Below are 19,616 nucleotides of genomic sequence, written 5' to 3'. Positions count from 1 at the left end.
GGGCCCGGCTCCCCCAGGGGAGCCGGGCCCTTCGCCGTCGCACGAGGCTATTTTTTCGGGCGGTGCCGGGGTGTGATCGTCGTGAGGTCGACATCGATGGTGAACGGTACGGAGACCTTCAGGCGGTCGTGGAAGATCCCCGTCGCGACGTAGGCGCCCGTGGCGGGATCCAACTCGTAGACGTAGACCACCGCACGTCCGTCCTTGTTCTCGACCCGCCAGAAGTGGACGATCCCGGCCCTGGCGTACTTCAACGGCTTGGTTTCGCGGTCACGTCCGACAGAGTCGGGGGAGACCACCTCGACGGCCAGTACCACTGCCTCGGCAGGGAACCGGGTCTGTTCCAGATCGTCCACGACGTCGGTGCGTACGACCACCACATCCGGCTCGGGCCGGTTTCTTTTGTCGATGTCGATCGTGAACTCGCGAAAGATCTCGAAGTCGGCGGGGGCCGCCGACCGCAGCTGCCACTTGAACAAGTCGATGGCTCGCTCGTGGAAGATGCTCTGCGGACTCACGAAGATCAGGCTCCCGTCGATCAGCTCCGTGTGCGGAGGCAGATTCGGAAGCGTGTCCAGGTCGTCCGCTGTCCAGCCGCCCGCGGGGGGGATGGGCCAGCGGGGTCCCGGCTCCGGCTCAGGCTGCGGCGCTGCGGGTTCGACGCTCATCAGTGCTCCCATGGGGCAGAGTCTCGCGAGTGCGTTCAGCGTATCGCCGGAGCTCTCGCGGAAAGCCGCCCCTATGGGTGAGTCATATGTGCATGGCACTTGACTGCGCAGGCAGGTGCGGATTAGCGGCCGTGGGCGTGCCCGGTGCCCCCCGCGGCCGGAGCCTTCTTCGGGCAGGTCAGGGCCGGGTTCCAGTTGTGGAACCGGCCGGCCGGGTTCTTCTTGTACGCCCACATGTGCAGGTCGTAGTGCTTGGGCATGCCCGCCCAGTGGCCCGGCATGGGGCCGTCGAAGGGCAGCCCGAACATGCTCGGCCGGTCGTCGGCGGTCTTCAGGTCCTGGTCCCGGTCGGTGGACATCCACTCCACGGTCTCGAGCCTGCGGCGGCCGCTGCGGTCCTTCTCCCTGCTGTAGAGGAGCGCGGTCGGCCTGGCGGGGTCCTTCGAACCCCAGTTGGCCTGCTTGACGTAGTGGTAGTTCATGGCGCCCACCCCGAACGGGTTGGTCATGCACTCCTCGCCGTGGGGGACGTAGCCGTCCTTGAGGGCCTGCCGCTCGTCCGCGTACTTGGCCGTCGCCGCGATCGCCGTCGCCATGTCCCGCATGGCCCTGGCGTTGCGCGGGTCGGGCGCGGGGCCCTCGACCCCGTGGGCCGGGGCCACGGCGGTCAGGCCGAGCGACACGGCGGCCGCGCAGGTGACGACGGTCCTCAGGCTGCGTACGGTCATGGCGGCGGCTCCTCGCGGTGGGGGTACGGGGTACGGGTTCCCGCTTCCATTCGTCCGTCCACCATCCCGGCCCCTCCCGCCCGCCGCACGCGGCGCGCCTCCGAACGGGGCCCCGGCGCCCTCAGGCGCGGGCCGCGTACGCGCGGACGTCCGCGTCCGGGTCCGTGACCGCGGTGGCGAGCGCGGACCGGGCCTCCGCGGAGCGCCGGTGGGCCAGCAGGGACAGCACCGCCGCCTTGCGGACGTCCGCGTTGGCGTCGGCCAGAGCCTTGGCCAGAGCCGGCACCGCCGATTCCGGGGAGGCCGCCGACAGCCCGGCCGCCGCCCCCGCCCGGACCTGCCAGGCCGCGTCGGCCAGGGCCGCCACCGCGGTACGGGCGTACCCCTCAGGGCAGCCGACCGAGGCCAGCGCGCCCAGCGCCGCACCCCGCACCAGCGGGTCGGCGTCCCCGAGCAGCGGGTCCAGCGGCGCCGGCGCCGGATCCCGCACCGCGGCCAGCCCCTTGGCCACCGCCACCCGGACCTCGCGGGCCGGATCCGCCGCGGCCGCGGCCAGCGCCGGGACCGCGTCCACCGAGACCAGGGCCCGCACCGCGTGGATCCGGACCTCCGGGTCGGCATCGGCCAGCGAGGCCGCGTACAGCTCCGCGTCGCCCAGCCGCAGCGCCCGCAGGGCTTCGAGCGCGGCCGAGCGCACCACCGCGTCGGGCACGGCCAGCGCGGCGCGCAGCCCGGCCGCCAGCTCCGGCCCGCCCGGCAGCACCTCCAGCAGCTCGCGCAGCGCGGCCGCGGCGGCCGCCCGTACGGCGGGAGCCGCGTCCGCGAGCCGGCCGGCCAGGGCCGGCCCGGCTCCCGCGGGGACGGTCTCGCCGAGGGCGGCGACGGCCGCCGCCCGGACCGCCGGATCGGAGTCGTCGAGGTAGGGGTGCAGGAGGTCCAGGCCGGGTGACTCCTCCGCAAGGGCGAGCAGTTCCAGGATCCGGGGCGAGGCGTCCCCCGCGCCCGCGGGTCCGGTGTCTGCGGCTGCGGCTGCGGCTGCCGCGCCCGCGGGGCCGGGGGCCCCCGGCCCTTGCGTCCGCGCTGCCGGAGGAGACTGGCGGGCGCCCGCCGTGGCCACCGGGACCAGGTCGACCTCCCCCAGGTGCCGCGAGGGCCCGCCGGCCGGGGCGAACCCGTCCACCGGCACCAGATAGGGCTCCACCGGCCGGGCGGTGAACTCCATCGCGCCCGAGGCCGACTTGCGCAGGTCCAGGTGGTGCAGCCAGCCGGTGTCGTCGCGCTCCGGGTGGTCGAGCCGCTCGTGGTAGAGGCCCCAGCGGGACTCCGTACGGGCCAGCGAGGAGCGGGCCGCCATCTCCGCGCAGTCGCGGATGAAGGACACCTCCGCGCACCGCATCAGCTCGTGCGCGGTCGTCGCGCCCATCTCCGCGATCTCGCCGGTCATCCGGTCGAAGGCGGCCACGGCGAGCGAGAGCTTCGCGCCCGTCTTCGGCGGGGCCACGTAGTCGTTCACGAACCGCCGCAGCTTGTACTCCACCTGGGGCTGCGGCGGGCCCTGCGGGTTGCGCAGCGGCCGGTAGATCAGCTCGTGGGCCGCCGCCACCTGGCCGGCCGGCAACTCGCCCTCGTACGCCGTGTGACCGGCCGCGTCCGCGCCCGCCAGGTCGCCGAAGACGAACGCCCCGATCATGTAGTTGTGCGGTACCGAGGCCAGGTCCCCGGCCGCGTAAAGCCGCGGCACGGTGGTGCGGGCGTGGTCGTCGACGCGGACGCCCGACGCCGAGTGGCCCCCGCACAGCCCGATCTCCGAGATGTGCATCTCGATGTCGTGCGTGCGGTAGTCGTGGCCGCGGCCCGCGTGGAAGGTGCCGCGCGTCGGCCGCTCGGTGGTGTGCAGGATCGATTCCAGCGAGGCCACCGACTCCTCCGGGAGGTGGCTGAGCTTGAGGTAGACCGGGCCGCGGTCCGAGCCGAGTTCGGCCGCGAACTCCGCCATCATCTGCCCCGACCAGTAGTCGGAGTCCACGAACCGCTCGCCGTGCCGGTTGACCTGGTAGCCGCCGAAGGGGTTCGCGACGTACGCGCACGCCGGACCGTTGTAGTCCTTGATCAGCGGGTTGATCTGGAAGCACTCGATCCCCGTCAGCGCGGCTCCCGCGTGGTAGGCCATGGCGTAGCCGTCGCCCGCGTTGGTCGGGTTCTCGTAGGTGCCGTAGAGGTATCCGGAGGCCGGCAGGCCGAGGCGTCCGCACGGGCCGGTCGCCAGGATCACCGCGCCCGCGCGCACCGTCACGAAGGCACCCGTCCGGGTGTTGAACCCGGCCGCGCCGATCGCCCGGCCGTCCTCGGGCGAGGTGAGGACCCGTACCGGCATCACCCGGTTCTCGATCCGGATCCGCTCCCGCATCTCGCGCCGCCGCAGCTGCCGGTAGAGGACCTTCTTGACGTCCTTGCCCTCGGGCATGGGCAGCACGTACGAGCCCGAGCGGTGGACCTGACGCACCGCGTACTCGCCGTGCTCGTCCTTCTCGAACTTCACCCCGTACGACTCCAGGCGCTGCACCATCGCGAACCCGCGGGTGGCGGTCTGGCGGACCGTGGACTGGTCGACGACGCCGTCGTTCGCCCGGGTGATCTCGGCGACGTAGTCGTCGGGCTCGGCGCGGCCGGGGACGACGGCGTTGTTGACCCCGTCCATGCCCATGGCGAGGGCGCCGGAGTGGCGTACGTGGGCCTTCTCCAGCAGCAGGACGCGGGCCCCGTGCTCGGCGGCGGTCAGCGCCGCCATCGTGCCGGCGGTGCCGCCGCCGATGACGAGGACGTCGCAGGAGAGTTCCTCGGCGTCGCCGATCGCGGGGATGTCCACGGTGCTGCCTTTCAGAGGGAGTCGATGATCTGCTGCCGCAGGGCGGCGTGCGTCGCCGCGCGGTCGTGGTCGCGGGGGTGCGGTACGGAGACCAGCTCGCCGGTGCCGAGCAGGGCGACGCGGTCCCCGACGAAGAGGGCCTCGTCCACGTCGTGGGTGACGAAGACGACGGTCGCGCCGGTGCCGGCGAGCACGTCCACGAGGAGGTCCTGCATCTCGGCCCGGGTCTGGGCGTCGAGCGCCCCGAACGGCTCGTCCATCAGGACGGCGCGCGGGCGCGCTGCGAGGGCGCGGGCCAGTTGCACGCGCTGGCGCTGGCCACCGGAGAGCTGGTGCGGGAGCCGGTGGGCGTGGCCGCCGAGACCGACGCGCTCCAGCCACTCCTCGGCAACCCGCCGCCGCTGTGGCCGCGACAGCGGGCTGCCGCGCCCGTCGGCGCGGGAGCGCCCGATGGCGAGGGGGAGTTCGACGTTGGCGCGGACCGTGCGCCAGGGGAGCAGGGCGTCGTCCTGGAAGACCAGGGCGCGGTCGGCGTCCGGGCCGGCCAGCGGCCGCCCGTCCTGTTCGACCGTGCCGCCCAGTGGGGGCAGCAGGCCGGCCAGGGTGCGCAGCAGCGTGGACTTCCCGCATCCGGACGGGCCCACGACGGCCAGCACCTCCCCGGCTTCGACCGTCAGGTCGACCCCGTCGAGCACCACGTGCCCGCGGTGGCCGAGCCGCACCCCGCGCAGTGCGAGGGTGGCGCCGGGTTTCCTGGTGGCGCCGGGTTTCCGGGTGGTCAGGGTGGTCACTTCTGCGTCCCTCCGGTGGTCGTGGCCTGCGGGGCTGCTCCTGCCCCGCGCAGCGGCACCCGGGCCGGGCGGGAGGCTCGAGGTGCGGTGGCGGGGGACGAAGAGACGGCGGAGCGGGGGAGCCAGGACGTCAGGTGGCGGCCCGCGCGCTCCACCGCAGTGGAGGTCAGCCAGCCCAGCGCGCCGATGGTGACCATGCCGACGAAGACGCCGGGGTAGTCGACCACCGTGTAGTCCTGCCAGGTGCGGTAGCCGACCCCGTACTCGCCGGAGATCATCTCGGCGGAGATCACGCAGATCCACGAGACCCCGATGCCGACGGACAGGCCCCCGAAGATGCCCGGCAGGGCCCCCGGCAGGACCACGGAGAACAGCACCCGCGCCCGCCCGCCGCCCATCGTGAGGACCGCCTCCTCCCACACCGGGGCCAGCGCCCGCACGGCGTGCCGCGTCGAGACCAGCACCGGGAAGAAGGCGGCCGCGCAGGTGATGAAGACGATCCCCTGCTCGTTGGACGGGAACATCAGGATCGCCACCGGCACCAGCGCGATGGCCGGGATCGGACGCAGGACCTCCAGCAGCGGGCCGACCACATCGGCCGCGATCCGGGACCGGGCGACCGCCGTGCCCACGACCACGCCCAGGACGGCGGCGAGCGCGAAGCCCGTCACGATCCGGCGCAGGCTGGAGGCCAGGTCCTGCCAGTAGGGCCCGGTCCCGGCCCGCTCCGCGAACGTCGACGCGATCTCGCCCACCGTCGGGAACTGCTCGAAGCGCAGCCACAGGCTCACGTCGAGCGAGGTCAGCCCCTGCCACAGCAGGAGCGCCGCCCCGAGCGAAGCCGCCCGCAGCAGCCAGCGGCCGCCCGTCATGACGCCAGGGCCCCGGCCTCGGCGAAGCTCAGGATCCGCGCCCCGGATCCCTGGTGCTGGTCGACGTACGACTTCGCGCCCGCCGGCGTGACGAAGGCGCGCAGCTCGGTCCCCTCGGCCACCCACACCGCCTTGTCCGCGAACCACAGCGTGCCGGTCACCGCGTCCGGCACGTACGCCGCCCGGACGTCCGCGCCGCGCGCCGCCTTCAGCAGCTCGCGCGGGGAGTCGAAGGACTGCGTGCGGGTCTGGCCCTTCACCCACAGCTCGGACTTGGGGGCCGACGCCTTGGGGTACTCCGGCGCGCCGCCCGCCGCCCGCTTCAGGGGCTCGGGATCCACGAAGGCGTCCACGTCCACGTCGCCGACCAGCTTGCCGGCCTGCAGCACCGGCACGTCCTGCTTCAGTGCGTCGATCAGCTCCGGGCGCAGCGCCGGATCGAAGGTGGCGATGCCGTTCGCGCCGTTGTAGAGGTACACCACCTCCGCCGGCAGGCCGGTCTCCTTGGCCACCGACTCGGCGGCCGCCACCGGCTCCGCGCGCAGGTGGTCGGTGGCCTTGCGCTGCGCCCGCAGGAAGTCGTCCAGTACGCCCGGCCGCTCCTTCGCGAACTTCTCGCGCACGGTGACCCCGTGGAAGGTCGGCAGGTTCAGCTCGGCGCCGTCGTAGAGGGCCTTCGCCCGCCCCTCGTACGCGAGCTGCCCCGGCCACGCCACGAACTGCGACAGGGCGTCGGCACTGCCCGCCTGGAGGGCCGAAGCTCCCACGCTGGGCTGCTGGTTGAGCTTCTGGATGCCGCTCTCCGGGTCGATCCCGGCGCGCTGCAGGGCCCGTACGAGCGTTCCGTCGGCGGCGGAGCCCACGCTCGTCGACACCTTCTTGCCGCGCAGGTCGGCGAGGGACTCCAGCTTCGAATCCGGTGCGGTGACCACCGTGTTGAGGCCGCCGCGCAGGTTGTAGCCGGTGACGGAGACGAGATGGGTGGGCTGCTTCAGTTCCTTGCCGCGGGCCGCATTGATGAGGAGCGGGAAATCGCCCATCGAGCCGATGTCGATCTTCCCGGCAGTCATCTGGGCCGTGATCGGGGCGCCGGTGGCGTAGTCCTGCCAGTCCACCTTGTACGTGACGCCGTCCTGCTCGCCGCGCGCGGCGAGTTCCTGCTCGAAGTAGCCGAGCGAGCGCAGCAGGGTGCCGGCGGTGACGGTGTTGATGGTCTTGGACTGGTAGCCGACGGTCACGGTGACCGTCCCGGAGCCGGAGGCCCCGGAGGCGTCGCCGCCGCAGGCCGTGGCGAGCGGGGCGAGGAGCAGGACGAGCGCGGGCGCGAGAGCCTTCGTACGCATGGAGGTGGGGCCTTTCACCGGAGCAGGTAGGGCATGTTGACGGTGACCGCGCCGGTGGGACAGCGGGCGGCGCACGGGCCGCAGTACCAGCACTCGTCCACGTGCATGTAGGCCTTGCCGTTGTCCTCGCGGATCGCGAGCGAGTCGAGCGGACACATGTCGACGCAGAGGGTGCAGCCGTCGATGCACAGGGACTCGTCGATGGTCACGGGCACGTCGCCGCGCTGGGGGACCACAGGCATGGCTGTCTCCAGGGAAGGGGGTGGGGCGGTGGCTCAGACGGAGCGGCGCAGCAGGCCGCTCATGGTGATCCGGTCGCCGCGGAAGCGGATGAACTCCAGGTCCACGGGCCGGCCGTCGCGCAGGTGGGTGAGCCGTTCCAGCATCAGGACGGCGGCCCCGCGCGGGGCCTGAAGGACGGCGGCGGAGTGCGCGTCGGCGTTGACGGCCTCGAGGGTGATCTCGGCGTGGCCGAGCGGCTGCCCGGTCAGTTGTTCCAGGAGCCGGAAGACGTCCGTGTTCTCCAGGTCGCAGCCCAGCAGCTCGGCTCCGATGTCCATCGGCACGTAGGTGAGGTCGAGGGAGAGCGGCAGTCCGTTCAGGCGCCGCAGCCGTTCTATGTAGAGCACGTCGGCGTGCTCGGGCAGGCCGAGGCGCCCGGCGACGGGGGCGGGGGCGCGCACGGGCCCGACCGTGCGGACCTCGTTGGTCACCCGGCCGTGTTCGTGCAGGGTCTCGGCCAGGCCCTGCAGGCGGTCCAGGCCGTGCGGGTACTTCTCACAGACGACGACCGTGCCGACACCCGGCCGGCGCTCCACCAACTGCTCGCCGCGCAGCAGGTCGAGGGCCTGGCGGACGGTGTTGCGGCCGGCGCCGTAGTCGGCGGCGAGGGCGCCCTCCAGGGGGAGGACCCCGCCGGGGTAGCCGCCCGCCAGTATCTGGTGGCGGAGCAGGTCGGCGAGCTGTCGCGCCTGATCCGCGCGCAGCCGCCGGCGGCGCGCGGCGGCGACCGGGACGGTGTGCGTGGCGGTGCGTTCGGCTGGCATGGCAGGGAACGTACCGGGGGCCCGGAGGCGGTGGTGTTGCTGCAGTGTTGCGCCACCTGACGGCGCATTCGCAAGGCTCTGAGCTGCGGTTTCGGCGGGGTGACGGAAAGATCCGCCACCCCGCCGACCGAGGGGTGGACTAGCGCTGTCCCACGATGCGGCCGGTGACCTCGCCGAGGCCGACGCGCGTACCGTCCGGACCGGGGGCCCAGGCGGTGAGGGTGACGGTGTCCCCGTCCTCCAGGAAGGTGCGCTTGCCGTCGGCGAGCTCGATCGCGTCCCGGCCGTTCCAGGTGAGCTCCAGCAGCGAGCCGCGCTGGCCGGTCTCGGGGCCGCTGACGGTGCCGGAGCCGTACACGTCGCCGGTGCGCAGGGAGGCGCCGTTGACGGTCATGTGCGCGAGCTGCTGGGCGGCGGTCCAGTACATCGACGCGAACGGCGGCTGCGCCACCTCCTGCCCGTTGATGGAGACGGTGATGTGCAGGTCGAAGCCGCCGGGGCGGTCGAGCTCGGCGTCGTCCAGGTACGGCAAGAGCGGGAAGTCCCGGGCCGGCGGGGCGACGCGGGCCGTGTCCAGGGCCTCCAGCGGGGTGACCCACGCGGAGACGGAGGTGGCGAAGGACTTGCCGAGGAAGGGGCCCAGCGGCACGTACTCCCAGGCCTGGATGTCGCGCGCGGACCAGTCGTTCAGCAGGAACAGCCCGAAGACGTGGTCCTCGAAGTCGGCCAGCGGCACCGGGCGGCCCAGCTCGGAGGGAGCGCCGACGACGAAGCCGACCTCCGCCTCGATGTCGAGCTTGACGGACGGGCCGAAGACGGGCGCCGGGTCGGTGGGCGCCTTGCGCTGCCCGGAGGGCCGTACGACGTCGGTACCGGAGACCACGATCGTGCCGGAGCGGCCGTGGTAACCGATGGGCAGGTGCTTCCAGTTGGGCGTCAGCGCGTCCCCGTCGGGGCGGAACATCCTCCCGACGTTGGTGGCGTGGTGCTCGCTCGCGTAGAAGTCGACGTAGTCGGCGACCTCGTACGGCAGGTGCAGCGTGACCCCGTCGAGCGGCAGCAGGTGCGGCTCGACCGTGGCCCGGTGGCCGGGGTCGGTCACCCAGGCGGTCAGCGCGCGGCGCACGTCGCGCCAGGCGGTGCGCCCGGCGGCCAGCAGCGGGTTGAGGGAGGACTGTCCGAGCAGCCCGGCGTACGGGGAACCGAGCGCGGTGGCGGCCGCCCCCGCGTCGAGCACGTGCCCGCCGATCCGCACGCCGATCCGGCGACGGTCCTCCGCGGGGGTCGAGAAGACGCCGTACGGGAGGTTGTGCGGCCCGAACGGGTCGCCCTCGGGGACATCGAGGGGGCTCTGCTGGGGCATGGGGTACTGCCTCGCTTTCGACGCGGTCCGGGGGTGTCCCGGGGGCTGGTTGACACGTTACGTGGCTGAGGGGGCGCGTGGGAGGCCGGATTCGCGCTCTATTTGTAGGACTTGTCCAAAGGGGTCCGTATCCTTGGCGCCGTGACTTCCGCGCCTCTTCCGGCCCTCCCCTTCGCCTTGATCGCCACTGACCTGGACGGGACTCTGCTGCGTGCCGGGGACACCGTTTCAGCCCGATCCCATGCGGCTCTCGACGCAGCCCGGGTCGCCGGCGCCCGCCACATCATCGTCACCGGCCGTCCCGTTCCACAGGTCCGACACGTCTTCGACGCACTTGGCTACACGGGGCTTGCGGTGTGCGCGCAGGGCGCGCAGGTGTACGACGCGGCGCGCGGGCTCCTGCTGCACTCCGTCTCCATGGACCGGGAACTGGCCGAGGTGGCCCTCGGCAAGATCGAGGCGGAGATCGGCGAGGTCTACGCGGCGGTCAACCAGGAGGGGGTGGACGCGGAGATGCTGATAGGGCCGGGCTACCGGATGTGGCACCCGCACCTGCCGACGGTGCCGGTGCCGCGGCGGTCGGACCTGTGGTCCGCCCCGATCAACAAGGTGCTGCTCCAGCACCCGGAGCTGGACGACGACGAGCTGACGCGGGTGGCGCGGGCGGTGGTCGGGGACCTCGTGAACGTCACGATGGCGGGGGAGCACACGGTGGAACTCCAGCCGCCGGGCATCGACAAGGCCAGTGGGCTCGCGCGGGCGGCGGAAGTGCTGGGGGCGTCCGCGGCCGGGACGATCGCCTTCGGGGACATGCCGAACGATGTGCCGATGTTCGCGTGGGCCGCGCACGGGGTGGCCATGGCCAATTCCCACCACGAACTGGTGGCGGTGGCCGACGAGATCACCTTGTCCAACGAGGACGACGGCATCGCGGTGGTCCTGGAGCGCCTGTACGCCTGACCGCCCTCTCCGGGGCCGCCACCCCGCACCCCCGCGCCTCGGATCCTTCGACCTCGCCGGCGGGGCCGGATGTGGCTGGCGCCGGCCGCCGGGCGCGGCTGGGTTGCCCGCAGGGCGATCTCAGCCCCTCCGGCGTTCGAGGAGCGGGGTCCGGGCGGAGCCCCAGGGCGCCCGGCAGGGCGGTTCAGCCCGCCGCACGCGGCAGACGGCGTTCCCACGTGCGGTGGAAGACCACCTCGCCCCCCTCCCGGCACACCACCTCGTTCGACGTCAGGAAGCCGCCCTCGTCGCACGAGATCTCCGACCGGGTCTCCACCCGCGCGTCCCAGCCCAGTTCGGGCCGGTGGAGCCGGATCCGCCACTGCGAGCGGGCCCGCGCGGACAGCGGGTCGGCGTCCTGGATCTCGTACACCTCCTCCGCGTCCTCGCTGCACTCCAGGCCGTCCGGGTACACCCGCGTGCCCCCGTACCGCGGGTCCACCTCCAGCCGCCACGTCCCGCGCGCGACGTCCCGTACGACGACTCGCTCCGGGCGCGGTTCGTCCAGCGTGGCCGGGAAGGCGACCCCCAGCGGCGGCGCCTGCTCCGGGGGCTCGAAGACGATCCCCCCGTCCACGACGGACGCGGCGGAAGCGGTGGACGCGGCCCGCACCGGGAGGGTCAGCGCGCTGCCCGCCGGGTCCAGGGTCCAGCCGGCCCCGGACCCGGCCCGCGGCCAGATCCACGGCCAGTACGCGGAGGACACGGCGAGCCGGATCCGGTGGCCGGGCGAGAAGGCGTGGCCGATGCCGTTCAGCTCGAAGGTGACGTCCTCGTACGAGCCCACCGGCCACGGCACGGCCCGGTCCCGGCCCTGGCGGGCCGACAGGTTCAGGGCGCCCCGCGTGACCAGCGTCGACGTCCCGTCCGGGGCGACGTCGCACAGCCGGGCCACCACCTGCCCGTACGGCACGTCGAGCCGCAGCCGCAGGGTCACCGAGGGCCGGCCCAGGATCTCCACCGGCTCCGCGCCCCCCACCGGGAACTCGAAGCAGGCGGACTTCGCGTCCTCCTCCCGCTGGTCCGGCGGCAGGTCGGCGTCGTTGCCGAAGGGGAAGAAACGGCCGGCGTCCATTCCGGTGTGCTGCGGGGAGGCGACCGCCACCGGCGCGCCCTGGAACACGTACGGGACGGGGATCACGGACGCCGAGGGCCAGGCCTTCTCACCGACCCAGCGGCCCGGGAGCTCCTCGTACACCGTCGCCGGCGGGTGCGAGTCGCTGATCCAGGCGCGCAGCAGCGGCTCGTCCATCACCCCGTTGTCCGTGCCCCTCAGCCAGTGGTCCCACCAGCGCAGCGTCTCCTGGAGGAAGCCGATCGCCGGTCCGGGCGGCAGTCCGCGGTCCGGGTACTGGTGCGACCAGGGCCCGATCAGGCCCCGTACGCGCCCGGACGGCAGGTGCTCCACCAGCCGCAGCACGGTGTCCCGGTACGGGTCGTGCCAGCCGCCCACCGCGAGCACCGCCGCGCCGACCGCCGCGTAGTCCTCGCAGACGCTGCCGTGGCACCAGTAGGCGTCGCGGGTCTGGTGCGAGAGCCAGGTGTGGACCAGCGGCTCGACCGCCTCCAGCCGGTCCAGCCACTGCTGCCGCCAGCCGTCGCCGACGAACAGCGGGTCCGGCGGCCGGGAGGCGAAGGCCAGCATGGTCGCCGCCCACGCGTGCATGTCCACGGCCAGCACCGAGCCGCCCATGTAGTGCACGTCGTTGTCGTACCGGTCGTCCGTCGAGCAGACGGTGACGACCGCCTTCAGCGCCTCGGGGGCCAGCGCGGCGATCTGGAGGGAATTGCAGCCGCCCCAGGAGATCCCGAACATCCCCACCGCCCCCGTGCACCACGGCTGCGCCGCCAGCCACTCCACCGCCGCGACCCCGTCGGCCAGCTCGCGGGCGTCGTACTCGTCGCCGGGGCGCCCGCCGCTGCAGCCGTGGCCGCGCACGTCCACCCGTACCGAGGCGTAGCCGTGGCCCGCATACCAGGGATGGCGCTGCCAGTCGCGCGGCGCGGTCCAGTCGGTGAGCCGGTACGGGAGGTACTCCAGCAGCGCCGGAACCGGCGCGTCCGTCACCGGGCGCCAGATGCGCGCGTACAGCTCCACGCCGTCGGCCATCGGGATCCGGACATCCTCGTGGGTGGTCTCGTACGGGAACGCGGTACGGATGATCATGTGTGAACCACCTCAATGGACCTCAGTGGACGGGGTGCATCGTGCGCCGCAGCCACGGAGCCGGCGCGAAGACGGCCAGGCCCGCCGCCACCGCCACGGCGCCGTTGAGGCCGACGTGCACGGGGTTCGACACCTGGCCGTAGGTCTTGACGGCCTGGGCCCGGATGCCGTTGGCGAGCGCGAGGGGGCCCGTCACCCGCCGTCTGCGGAACATCACCGCGAAGCGGACGACCGGGGCGATCACCGAGACGAGGGTGAGCAGGTCGACGAAGCGGGCCGTCGTCAGCCGGCCGGCGGCCGCCAGAAGGGTGGCGAGCACGGCCCGGTACGAACCGAGGATGCGGTCGGCGAGCCATCCGCCGGCGACGGCGACGAGGTGGACCATGGTTCCGTAGGCCACCGACTCGGAGGCCGCCGTGCCCCGGCTCATCCCCAGGCCGCCCCCGGCCACCGTGTCCGAGAAGTAGAGGACGAGGACCGTCTGCATGCCGAGGAAGGAGAAGCGCTCCCAGACCTCCAGGCCGGAGAGCGTGCCGAGGCCCCGCGGGTGGCCGAGGAAGGCGTGGCCGTCGCGGGGCGGCGGCTGGTCGTCCGCCGGTTCCGCGGGCCCGTCCCTGGCGGTCGCAATTCTGGACAAAGCGCATGCTCCGATTGTTTCGGCTCCTTCAGAACATACCGGGGTGTATCAGGCAGTGCGCGGGTGGTGGCCGGGAAGGCGCTCTCGGTGATCGAAAACAGACCCGATACGCTGGCTTGAGTGATGGCAGCGACACATCGACAATCCATGTGATCGTCAGCGTGATCGTCAGCAGACAGGAGTACCCCTCGTGACCGTCGTCGGGCCGTTCGGACTGAGCGTGCGGGACCAGGCTCTTGAGACCGATGTCCAGGCCGGACTGGCCGCCGTCGAGGCGGGTCTGCTGGAAGCCACCAAGAGCGAAGTCCCCTTCATCACCGAGGCCGCACAGCACCTGGTCCGGGCCGGAGGCAAGCGGTTCCGGCCGCTGCTGGTGATGCTCGCCTCCCGTTTCGGGGATCCCTACGCGCCCGGAATCGTTCCCTCCGCCGTGGTGGTCGAACTCACCCACCTGGCGACGCTCTACCACGACGACGTCATGGACGAGGCGGACGTGCGCCGCGGCGTCGAGAGCGCCAACGCCCGCTGGGGCAACTCGGTCGCCGTGCTGACGGGCGACTTCCTCTTCGCCCGCGCCTCGCACATACTGGCCGACCTCGGGCCCGAGGCCGTACGCATCCAGGCCGAGGCCTTCGAACGGCTGGTGACGGGTCAGATCCTGGAGACGGCCGGTCCGCGCGACGGCCGCGACCCCGTCGCCCACTACCTCGACGTCATCGCCGGCAAGACCGGCTCGCTGATCGCCGTATCCGGCCGCTTCGGCGCGCTCATGGCAGGCGCCGACGAGTCGGTCGTCGACATCCTCACCCAGTACGGCGAGCGGCTCGGCACCGCCTTCCAGCTCGCCGACGACGTCCTCGACATCGCCTCCGACGCGCACGAGTCCGGCAAGACCCCCGGCACCGACCTGCGCGAGGGCATTCCGACGCTGCCCGTGCTGCGGCTGCGCGAAATGGCCGAGCGGGACGGGCGCCCCGAGGACCTGGAACTCGTACGCCTCCTGGACGGCGACCTGACGGACGACGCCCGCCACGCCGAGGTGCTGACCCGGCTGCGGGCGCACCCCGCCCTGGAGCAGGCCCGCCGCGACACCGTCCGGTACGCGGAGGAGGCGCGGGCCACGCTCGCGCCGCTGCCCGAGTGCTTCGCGAAGTCGGCGCTCGAAGAGCTCTGCGACGCCGTGGTGCACCGCGCCGGCTAGCCCCTCGGGCACCCGCCGTATCGGAACGGGCCCTTCCGCCCCGCGACCCCTACGGGTCCGGGCAGGAGGGCCCTTCCCGTGTCATCCCACGGTCGTACGCGCAGTTGCGTCCGGGGGCTGACGCCCTGGAGCCGGTGATTTGGTCAGATGGAGTCATCAACCCCACCAGATCGGGTGAGCGCGGCGACACGGCGGTCGCCGCCGTCGACACAAGAGGGCAGGGCACTGACATGGCAGCGAACACGAAGACTTCTCGCAAGGTCGCCCGGTACGCCGTACCGGTGGCGGTGGCGGGTGTTGCCGCGGCGACCGTGGCGATGGTCCCGGCCTTCGCCAACGCCGGCGGGCCCGACCTGCCGAAGGTGACGGCGCAGCAGCTCATCGAGAAGGTCGCCGCCTCCGACGTGGAGCAGCTGTCGGGAACGGCCAGGATCAGCACCGACCTGGGCCTCCCGAAGATCGCGACCGGGCTGCTCGGCGGCGGTGGGGTCGCCGGCGGCTCCGCCAACCCGGAGGACAAGGTCGCGCAGCTGGCGAGCGGCACGCACACCTTCCGCGTCGCGGCAGACGGCCCGGACCGCCAGAAGCTCACGTTCCTGGACGGCAAGGACGAGTACAGCCTCATCCACAACGGCGACGACGTCTGGGGCTACGACTCCAAGTCGAACGAGGTCTTCCACGAGAAGAACCCGCAGGCGGGCAAGGACGCCGGCAAGGACCACAAGACGGCCGACCGGATGGGCGCCTCCCCCCAGAAGATCGCCGAGGAGCTCCTGAAGGCCGCCGGCCCGACCACCGACGTCAGCGTCGGCGACACCGCGCAGGTGGCCGGCCGGGACGCCTACCAGCTGGTGCTCAAGCCCAAGCAGAGCGGCTCCACGGTCGGGTCGGTCCAGATCGCGGTCGACGCCAAGAACGGCGTGCCGCTGCGCGTGCAGCTGCTCTCCGCCCAGGGCGGCAAGCCGATCGTGGACGCCGGCTTCACCAAGGTGGACTTCGCCAAGCCGGCCGCCGACACCTTCGCCTTCACCGCGCCCAAGGGCGCCAAGGTGACCGAGGGCGTGGACGGCTCGGGCAAGGGGGACAAGGACCAGTCCTTCAAGGCGCTGGAGTCCTTCCCGGGCCTGGACGGGCTGCTGGGCGGTCCGAACGGCCAGGGCGACGTGAAGGTGCTCGGCGAGGGCTGGGCGACCATCGCGCGGATCGACTCGGGCGCCGGCAAGGGCCTGAAGGATCTGGAGAACGACAAGAACGCCCCCAAGGAGGCCAAGCAGTTCCTCGACTCCCTCGGGGACAAGGTCACCGGGAAGTTCGGTGAGGGCCGGGTCCTGTCGACCCGCCTCGTCAACGCCCTGGTCACCGACGACGGCAAGGTCTACGTCGGCGCGGTCACCAAGGACGCGCTGGTGAAGGCGGCCGACGCCAACAAGTAGTCACCCCGCACGAGAGTGCCGCAAGGGTGGGCCGGGACTGTGTCCCTGCCCACCCTTGCGGCATTCCGGCTGCCCGTACAGCACACCCGCTGTACGGTGTTGGACATGTCGAGACACGTCACCATCCGCCTGGACGAGGACTTCCACGAACGCCTGAAGGCACGTGCGGCGGCCCTGGGGACGACGGTCACCGCGCTGATCACCGAGGTCACCGAACGCGAACTCGACGAGGACCGGAAGAACTTCCTGTCCGGCATAGAGGAGTTCGCCGACCACTGGGGCTACTTCCAGGAGCGGTTCGGGCATTGAAGATCACCATGGAGTGGGCCTGGACCGCTCTGGCCCACCATCTTCCGTCCGACCCCGCCGTGTGGGACCCCTCGGGGGTGGCCGCCGCGGTCGCCCGCCACCAGAACGACCTCGTTCTGGTGCCCGAACAGCCCGCCCCGGACACCGCGTGGCGGGCCGCCGCGTTTCTGCACACCCTCGCGGTGTGCCCGGCCCTGGAATCCCCGATGAACGAGTTCTACGCGGCCGCCGCGACCCGCTCGTACCTGCGCGTGGCCGGGGCCCGGCAGCTGCCCTCGCCGGAGGAGCTGGGCGATCTCGTGGAGGCGGCGAAGCTGGGCCGCGCGGACATCGCGGCCGTCGCCGAGGAACTGCGCGCCCGCATCCAGGAACCGCTGCCCGCCTCGCTCCAGGGCGGCGCCGAGGAGGCGTAGCCGGGACGCGTCACCAGGAAGCGCAGCCAGGACCGGGACGGGCCCCGGCACGATCCGGTCGGATCGCACCGGAGCCCTCGAGCTCTGGATCAGGTGCCGCCGTGCTGCCGGATCGGCTAGAAGGTGATCTTCCAGCTGTTGACGTAGCCGACGTCCTGCGCGGCCGCGTCCTTGACCCGAAGGTTCCAGACGCCGTTCGCCACCTCGCTGGAGGCGTTGACGGTGTACGACTGCACGAGGTTGTCGGCGCTGCCGCCGCTGCGGTTGTGGAGGTTGTAGACCGTGCCGTCCGGGGCCACCAGGTCGACCACCAGGTCACCGCGGTAGGTGTGGACGATGTTCACGTCCACCTTGGTGGTGGCCGGGGCGTTGCCCGCGACACCCGAGACGGTGATCGGCGAGCTGACCGCGGCAGCGGGGGAGTCGGGGATGTTCACGTCCGTCGTGCTCTCGAAGGACGGGCCCGGCGGGACCGGAGTGCCCGCCCCGAGGTTCCAGATCGCGTACGCGATGGCGTCGGCATTGCGGTCCAGGGCGGTGTCGTTGATGTTCGCCGTGTTGTCGCAGGAGGAGTGGTAGCAGCGGTCGAAGGCCTGACCGGCCGTGCCGCCCCACTTCTGTGCCTGGGCCGAGGACTTCGTGTTGCTGGCGCCGGTGAACAGGCCGCCGACCGGGATGCCCACGTTCTTGAACGAGGCGTGGTCGGAGCGGCCGTCGCCCTCGGTCTCGATCTCGGTGGGCACGCCGAGGCCGGCGTAGTAGTTCTTGAAGGTCTGCTCGATGGTCGGGTCGTCGTCGTAGACGAAGTAGCCCGGGTTCGGGGACCCGATCATGTCGAAGTTCAGGTAGCCGGAGAACTTCGCGCGCTCGGCCGTCGGCAGGTTGTTGACGTAGTACTTCGAGCCGACCAGGCCCAGCTCCTCCGCGCCCCACCAGCCGAAGCGCAGGTGCTTGGTGGGCTGGAGGCCGGCCCTGGAGACCGCGAGGGCGGTCTCCAGGACGGCCGCACTGCCCGAGCCGTTGTCGTTGATTCCCGCGCCCGAGGTCACGGAGTCGAGGTGCGCGCCCGCCATCAGGACGGAGTTGGGGTCGCCGCCCGGCCAGTCGGCGATCAGGTTGTAGCCGGTGGCGCCGCTGGAGGTGAAGGTCTGCAGCGTGGTCGTGAAGCCGGCCGCGTCGAGCTTGGCCTTCACGTAGTCGATCGAGGCCTTGTAGCCGGCCCTGCCGTGGGCGCGGTTGCCGCCGTTGTTCGCGGCGATCGTGGAGAGCTGCGACAGGTGGGCCTTGACGTTGGCCAGCGGGATGTCGGGCGGGGTGGGCGCCGCGGTGACCGCCGTGGGGGCGGCGAGAGCGGCGGGGGCGGTGGAGGCGATCAGGCCCGCGACCGCGAAGGCGGTCACGGCAGCAAGGCGCCGGGAGACGGACAGGCTCATGTGGGGGCTCCGGGATTCCGCGGGGATATGACGGAACGAGCGGGATAGAGCAGGTGAGCGTTAGTGCGTCAGTGCGAGCCTGATGTTCAGCGAGAGTATGACTGTCCGTCAAGACCATAATCCGGTCAGGGCAGTTCGGAAAACGGACGATCCCCGGTACGGGTGCCCTGTACCGGGGATCGTGGGTGGGGAGCGTTTGCTGGTGTGTGCCTGCCGGAAGGCCGTTACGCCGGCTCGCGGGCCGGTGCCGGCGCGACGGCCGGGGCCACCGCGAAGGCCGCCCGGGACCGCCGTGCCGTGCGCAGCGCGTCCCAGGTCAGGAGGGCGAGCGCGGCCCACACCAGGGAGAAGCCGGCCCAGCGCTCGGGCGGCATGGCCTCGTGGAAGTACAGGACGCCCAGCCCGAACTGGAAGACGGGGGCCATGTACTGGAGCAGCCCGAGGGTGGACAGCGGGACGCGGATGGCGGCCGCCCCGAAGAACACCAGCGGGATCGCGGTGACCAGCCCGGTCGCGGCCAGCAGGAGCGCGTGCCCGGCGCCCTGCGAGGCGAAGGTGGACTCGCCCTGCGAGCCCAGCCACAGCAGGTAGCCCAGGGCCGGCAGGAACAGCATGGCCGTCTCGGCGGCCAGCGATTCCAGCCCGCCCATGTTGAGCTTCTTCTTGATCAGTCCGTACGTCGCGAAGGAGCAGGCCAGGACCAGCGAGATCCACGGCGGCCGCCCGTAGCCGATGGCGAGCACGAGTACGGCGACGAAGCTGATGCCGACCGCCATCCACTGCACGCGGCGCAGCCGCTCGCCCAGCACGAGCACGCCCATCGCGATGCTGACCAGCGGGTTGATGAAGTAGCCGAGGCTCGATTCGACGACGTGGCCGTTGTTGACCGACCAGATGTACAGACCCCAGTTCACGCTGATCACCGACGCGGCCAGCGCGGTCAGGCCGAGCTTGCGCGGCTGGCGCAGCAGCTCCCGGATCCAGCCCCAGCGGCGTACCGCGACCAGCGCCAGCCCGACCACGGCCAGGGACCACGTCATGCGGTGGGCGAGGATCTCGACGGCCCCCGCAGGCATCAGGAGCGGCCAGAAGAGGGGGACCAGCCCCCACATCCCGTATGCGCCGAATCCGTAGAGCAAACCCGTGCGCTGCTCGTTCTCCGCCTTCACGGGGCCTCCTGTGCGACTTCCAGCCAACTTCACGACCGTAGCGCTGCACCACCCGGATGTCATGCCCGTTAGCGCGAGATACTCATGACATCTTCCGGGGCTTGCGTGGACGGGCCGTGCTGCGCCCGCCCCGGGAGATGTCATGAGTATCTCGCGCTAACGGGCATGACATCCGGGT

At 72.3% G+C, this 19,616-nt stretch carries 17 protein-coding genes and 1 pseudogene; 5 read left to right on the top strand and 13 right to left on the bottom strand.

Features of this window, described 5'->3' with window-relative positions:
- Positions 1-47 precede the first annotated feature (47 nt).
- From PV721_RS08555 to fahA, 9 genes are all read right to left on the bottom strand, one after another.
- Positions 48-668, bottom strand: coding sequence for a Uma2 family endonuclease (locus PV721_RS08555; RefSeq protein WP_319722266.1), 621 nt, complete (start codon positions 666-668; stop codon positions 48-50).
- A gap of 122 nt (positions 669-790) precedes the next feature.
- Positions 791-1,396 (bottom strand): hypothetical protein, encoded by a 606-nt coding sequence (locus PV721_RS08550; RefSeq protein ID WP_319722231.1) that lies wholly within the window; start codon positions 1,394-1,396, stop codon positions 791-793.
- 121 nt (positions 1,397-1,517) lie between these two features.
- Positions 1,518-4,262, bottom strand: a complete 2,745-nt coding sequence (locus tag PV721_RS08545) for a fumarate reductase/succinate dehydrogenase flavoprotein subunit (RefSeq protein WP_319722230.1) — start codon at positions 4,260-4,262, stop codon at positions 1,518-1,520.
- An 11-nt stretch (positions 4,263-4,273) separates the two neighbouring features.
- Complete coding sequence (locus PV721_RS08540) at positions 4,274-5,044, bottom strand: ABC transporter ATP-binding protein (RefSeq protein WP_416371059.1); 771 nt, start codon at positions 5,042-5,044, stop codon at positions 4,274-4,276.
- A gap of 5 nt (positions 5,045-5,049) precedes the next feature.
- The gene (locus tag PV721_RS08535) at positions 5,050-5,925 is read right to left on the bottom strand and encodes an ABC transporter permease (protein ID WP_319722229.1); all 876 of its coding nucleotides are present in this window, start codon (positions 5,923-5,925) and stop codon (positions 5,050-5,052) included.
- Positions 5,922-7,268 (bottom strand): ABC transporter substrate-binding protein, encoded by a 1,347-nt coding sequence (locus PV721_RS08530; RefSeq protein WP_319722228.1) that lies wholly within the window; start codon positions 7,266-7,268, stop codon positions 5,922-5,924. Before PV721_RS08530 ends, PV721_RS08535 begins: the two co-directional genes overlap by 4 nt.
- Before the next feature lie 14 nt (positions 7,269-7,282).
- Entirely contained in the window at positions 7,283-7,510 is a 228-nt protein-coding gene (locus PV721_RS08525) for a 4Fe-4S dicluster domain-containing protein (RefSeq protein ID WP_030011381.1), read from the bottom strand.
- 33 nt (positions 7,511-7,543) lie between these two features.
- The gene (locus PV721_RS08520) at positions 7,544-8,314 is read right to left on the bottom strand and encodes a GntR family transcriptional regulator (RefSeq protein WP_319722227.1); all 771 of its coding nucleotides are present in this window, start codon (positions 8,312-8,314) and stop codon (positions 7,544-7,546) included.
- Between the two features lie 139 nt (positions 8,315-8,453).
- Positions 8,454-9,677 (bottom strand): fumarylacetoacetase, encoded by a 1,224-nt coding sequence (gene fahA, locus PV721_RS08515; RefSeq protein ID WP_319722226.1) that lies wholly within the window; start codon positions 9,675-9,677, stop codon positions 8,454-8,456.
- 141 nt (positions 9,678-9,818) lie between these two features.
- On the opposite strand from fahA, the gene PV721_RS08510 reads away from it, so the two are divergent.
- The gene (locus PV721_RS08510) at positions 9,819-10,637 is read left to right on the top strand and encodes an HAD family hydrolase (RefSeq protein ID WP_319722225.1); all 819 of its coding nucleotides are present in this window, start codon (positions 9,819-9,821) and stop codon (positions 10,635-10,637) included.
- Between the two features lie 184 nt (positions 10,638-10,821).
- Here PV721_RS08510 and PV721_RS08505 read toward each other — a convergent pair whose 3' ends face one another.
- Together PV721_RS08505 and PV721_RS43865 are read right to left on the bottom strand one after the other, a co-directional pair.
- Positions 10,822-12,843 (bottom strand): CocE/NonD family hydrolase, encoded by a 2,022-nt coding sequence (locus PV721_RS08505; protein ID WP_319722224.1) that lies wholly within the window; start codon positions 12,841-12,843, stop codon positions 10,822-10,824.
- Between the two features lie 241 nt (positions 12,844-13,084).
- Positions 13,085-13,471 (bottom strand): annotated as a pseudogene (locus tag PV721_RS43865) (MFS transporter); the annotation flags it as partial.
- A gap of 199 nt (positions 13,472-13,670) precedes the next feature.
- On the opposite strand from PV721_RS43865, the gene PV721_RS08495 reads away from it, so the two are divergent.
- The 4 genes from PV721_RS08495 (at position 13,671) to PV721_RS08480 (ending at position 16,836) form a co-directional block, all read left to right on the top strand.
- Positions 13,671-14,681, top strand: a complete 1,011-nt coding sequence (locus PV721_RS08495; RefSeq protein WP_319722222.1) for a polyprenyl synthetase family protein — start codon at positions 13,671-13,673, stop codon at positions 14,679-14,681.
- A gap of 230 nt (positions 14,682-14,911) precedes the next feature.
- Positions 14,912-16,114 carry a sigma-E factor regulatory protein RseB domain-containing protein gene (locus tag PV721_RS08490; protein WP_319722221.1) on the top strand — a complete coding sequence of 401 codons (1,203 nt, stop codon included), beginning with the start codon at positions 14,912-14,914 and terminating at the stop codon, positions 16,112-16,114.
- A 105-nt stretch (positions 16,115-16,219) separates the two neighbouring features.
- Entirely contained in the window at positions 16,220-16,423 is a 204-nt protein-coding gene (locus PV721_RS08485; protein WP_319722220.1) for a hypothetical protein, read from the top strand.
- On the top strand, positions 16,420-16,836 hold the full coding sequence (locus PV721_RS08480) for a hypothetical protein (protein ID WP_319722219.1): 417 nt from the start codon (positions 16,420-16,422) through the stop codon (positions 16,834-16,836). Before PV721_RS08485 ends, PV721_RS08480 begins: the two co-directional genes overlap by 4 nt.
- A 116-nt stretch (positions 16,837-16,952) precedes the next feature.
- Here the strand turns inward: PV721_RS08480 and PV721_RS08475 are convergent, their stop codons facing one another.
- Both PV721_RS08475 and rarD read right to left on the bottom strand, forming a co-directional pair.
- Positions 16,953-18,269 (bottom strand): M28 family metallopeptidase, encoded by a 1,317-nt coding sequence (locus PV721_RS08475; protein ID WP_319722218.1) that lies wholly within the window; start codon positions 18,267-18,269, stop codon positions 16,953-16,955.
- Positions 18,270-18,493: 224 nt separating this feature from the next.
- Complete coding sequence (gene rarD, locus PV721_RS08470; protein ID WP_319722217.1) at positions 18,494-19,438, bottom strand: EamA family transporter RarD; 945 nt, start codon at positions 19,436-19,438, stop codon at positions 18,494-18,496.
- Positions 19,439-19,616: the final 178 nt, after the last annotated feature.

Origin of the sequence: Streptomyces sp. MB09-01, assembly GCF_033794505.1 — a bacterium.
GTDB lineage: Bacteria > Actinomycetota > Actinomycetes > Streptomycetales > Streptomycetaceae > Streptomyces.
Note: the sequence above shows the minus strand (reverse complement) of the source record. Positions and strands in the feature narration are given on the sequence as shown.

Coding starts and splice junctions, on each gene's coding strand:
- PV721_RS08555 (WP_319722266.1), bottom strand. CDS start 668: ATGAGCGTCGAACCCGCAGCGCCGCAGCCTGAGCCGGAGCCGGGACCC.
- PV721_RS08550 (WP_319722231.1), bottom strand. CDS start 1,396: ATGACCGTACGCAGCCTGAGGACCGTCGTCACCTGCGCGGCCGCCGTG.
- PV721_RS08475 (WP_319722218.1), bottom strand. CDS start 18,269: ATGAGCCTGTCCGTCTCCCGGCGCCTTGCTGCCGTGACCGCCTTCGCG.
- PV721_RS08485 (WP_319722220.1), top strand. CDS start 16,220: ATGTCGAGACACGTCACCATCCGCCTGGACGAGGACTTCCACGAACGC.
- PV721_RS08525 (WP_030011381.1), bottom strand. CDS start 7,510: ATGCCTGTGGTCCCCCAGCGCGGCGACGTGCCCGTGACCATCGACGAG.
- PV721_RS08535 (WP_319722229.1), bottom strand. CDS start 5,925: ATGACGGGCGGCCGCTGGCTGCTGCGGGCGGCTTCGCTCGGGGCGGCG.
- PV721_RS08520 (WP_319722227.1), bottom strand. CDS start 8,314: ATGCCAGCCGAACGCACCGCCACGCACACCGTCCCGGTCGCCGCCGCG.
- PV721_RS08530 (WP_319722228.1), bottom strand. CDS start 7,268: ATGCGTACGAAGGCTCTCGCGCCCGCGCTCGTCCTGCTCCTCGCCCCG.
- fahA (WP_319722226.1), bottom strand. CDS start 9,677: ATGCCCCAGCAGAGCCCCCTCGATGTCCCCGAGGGCGACCCGTTCGGG.
- PV721_RS08490 (WP_319722221.1), top strand. CDS start 14,912: ATGGCAGCGAACACGAAGACTTCTCGCAAGGTCGCCCGGTACGCCGTA.
- PV721_RS08505 (WP_319722224.1), bottom strand. CDS start 12,843: ATGATCATCCGTACCGCGTTCCCGTACGAGACCACCCACGAGGATGTC.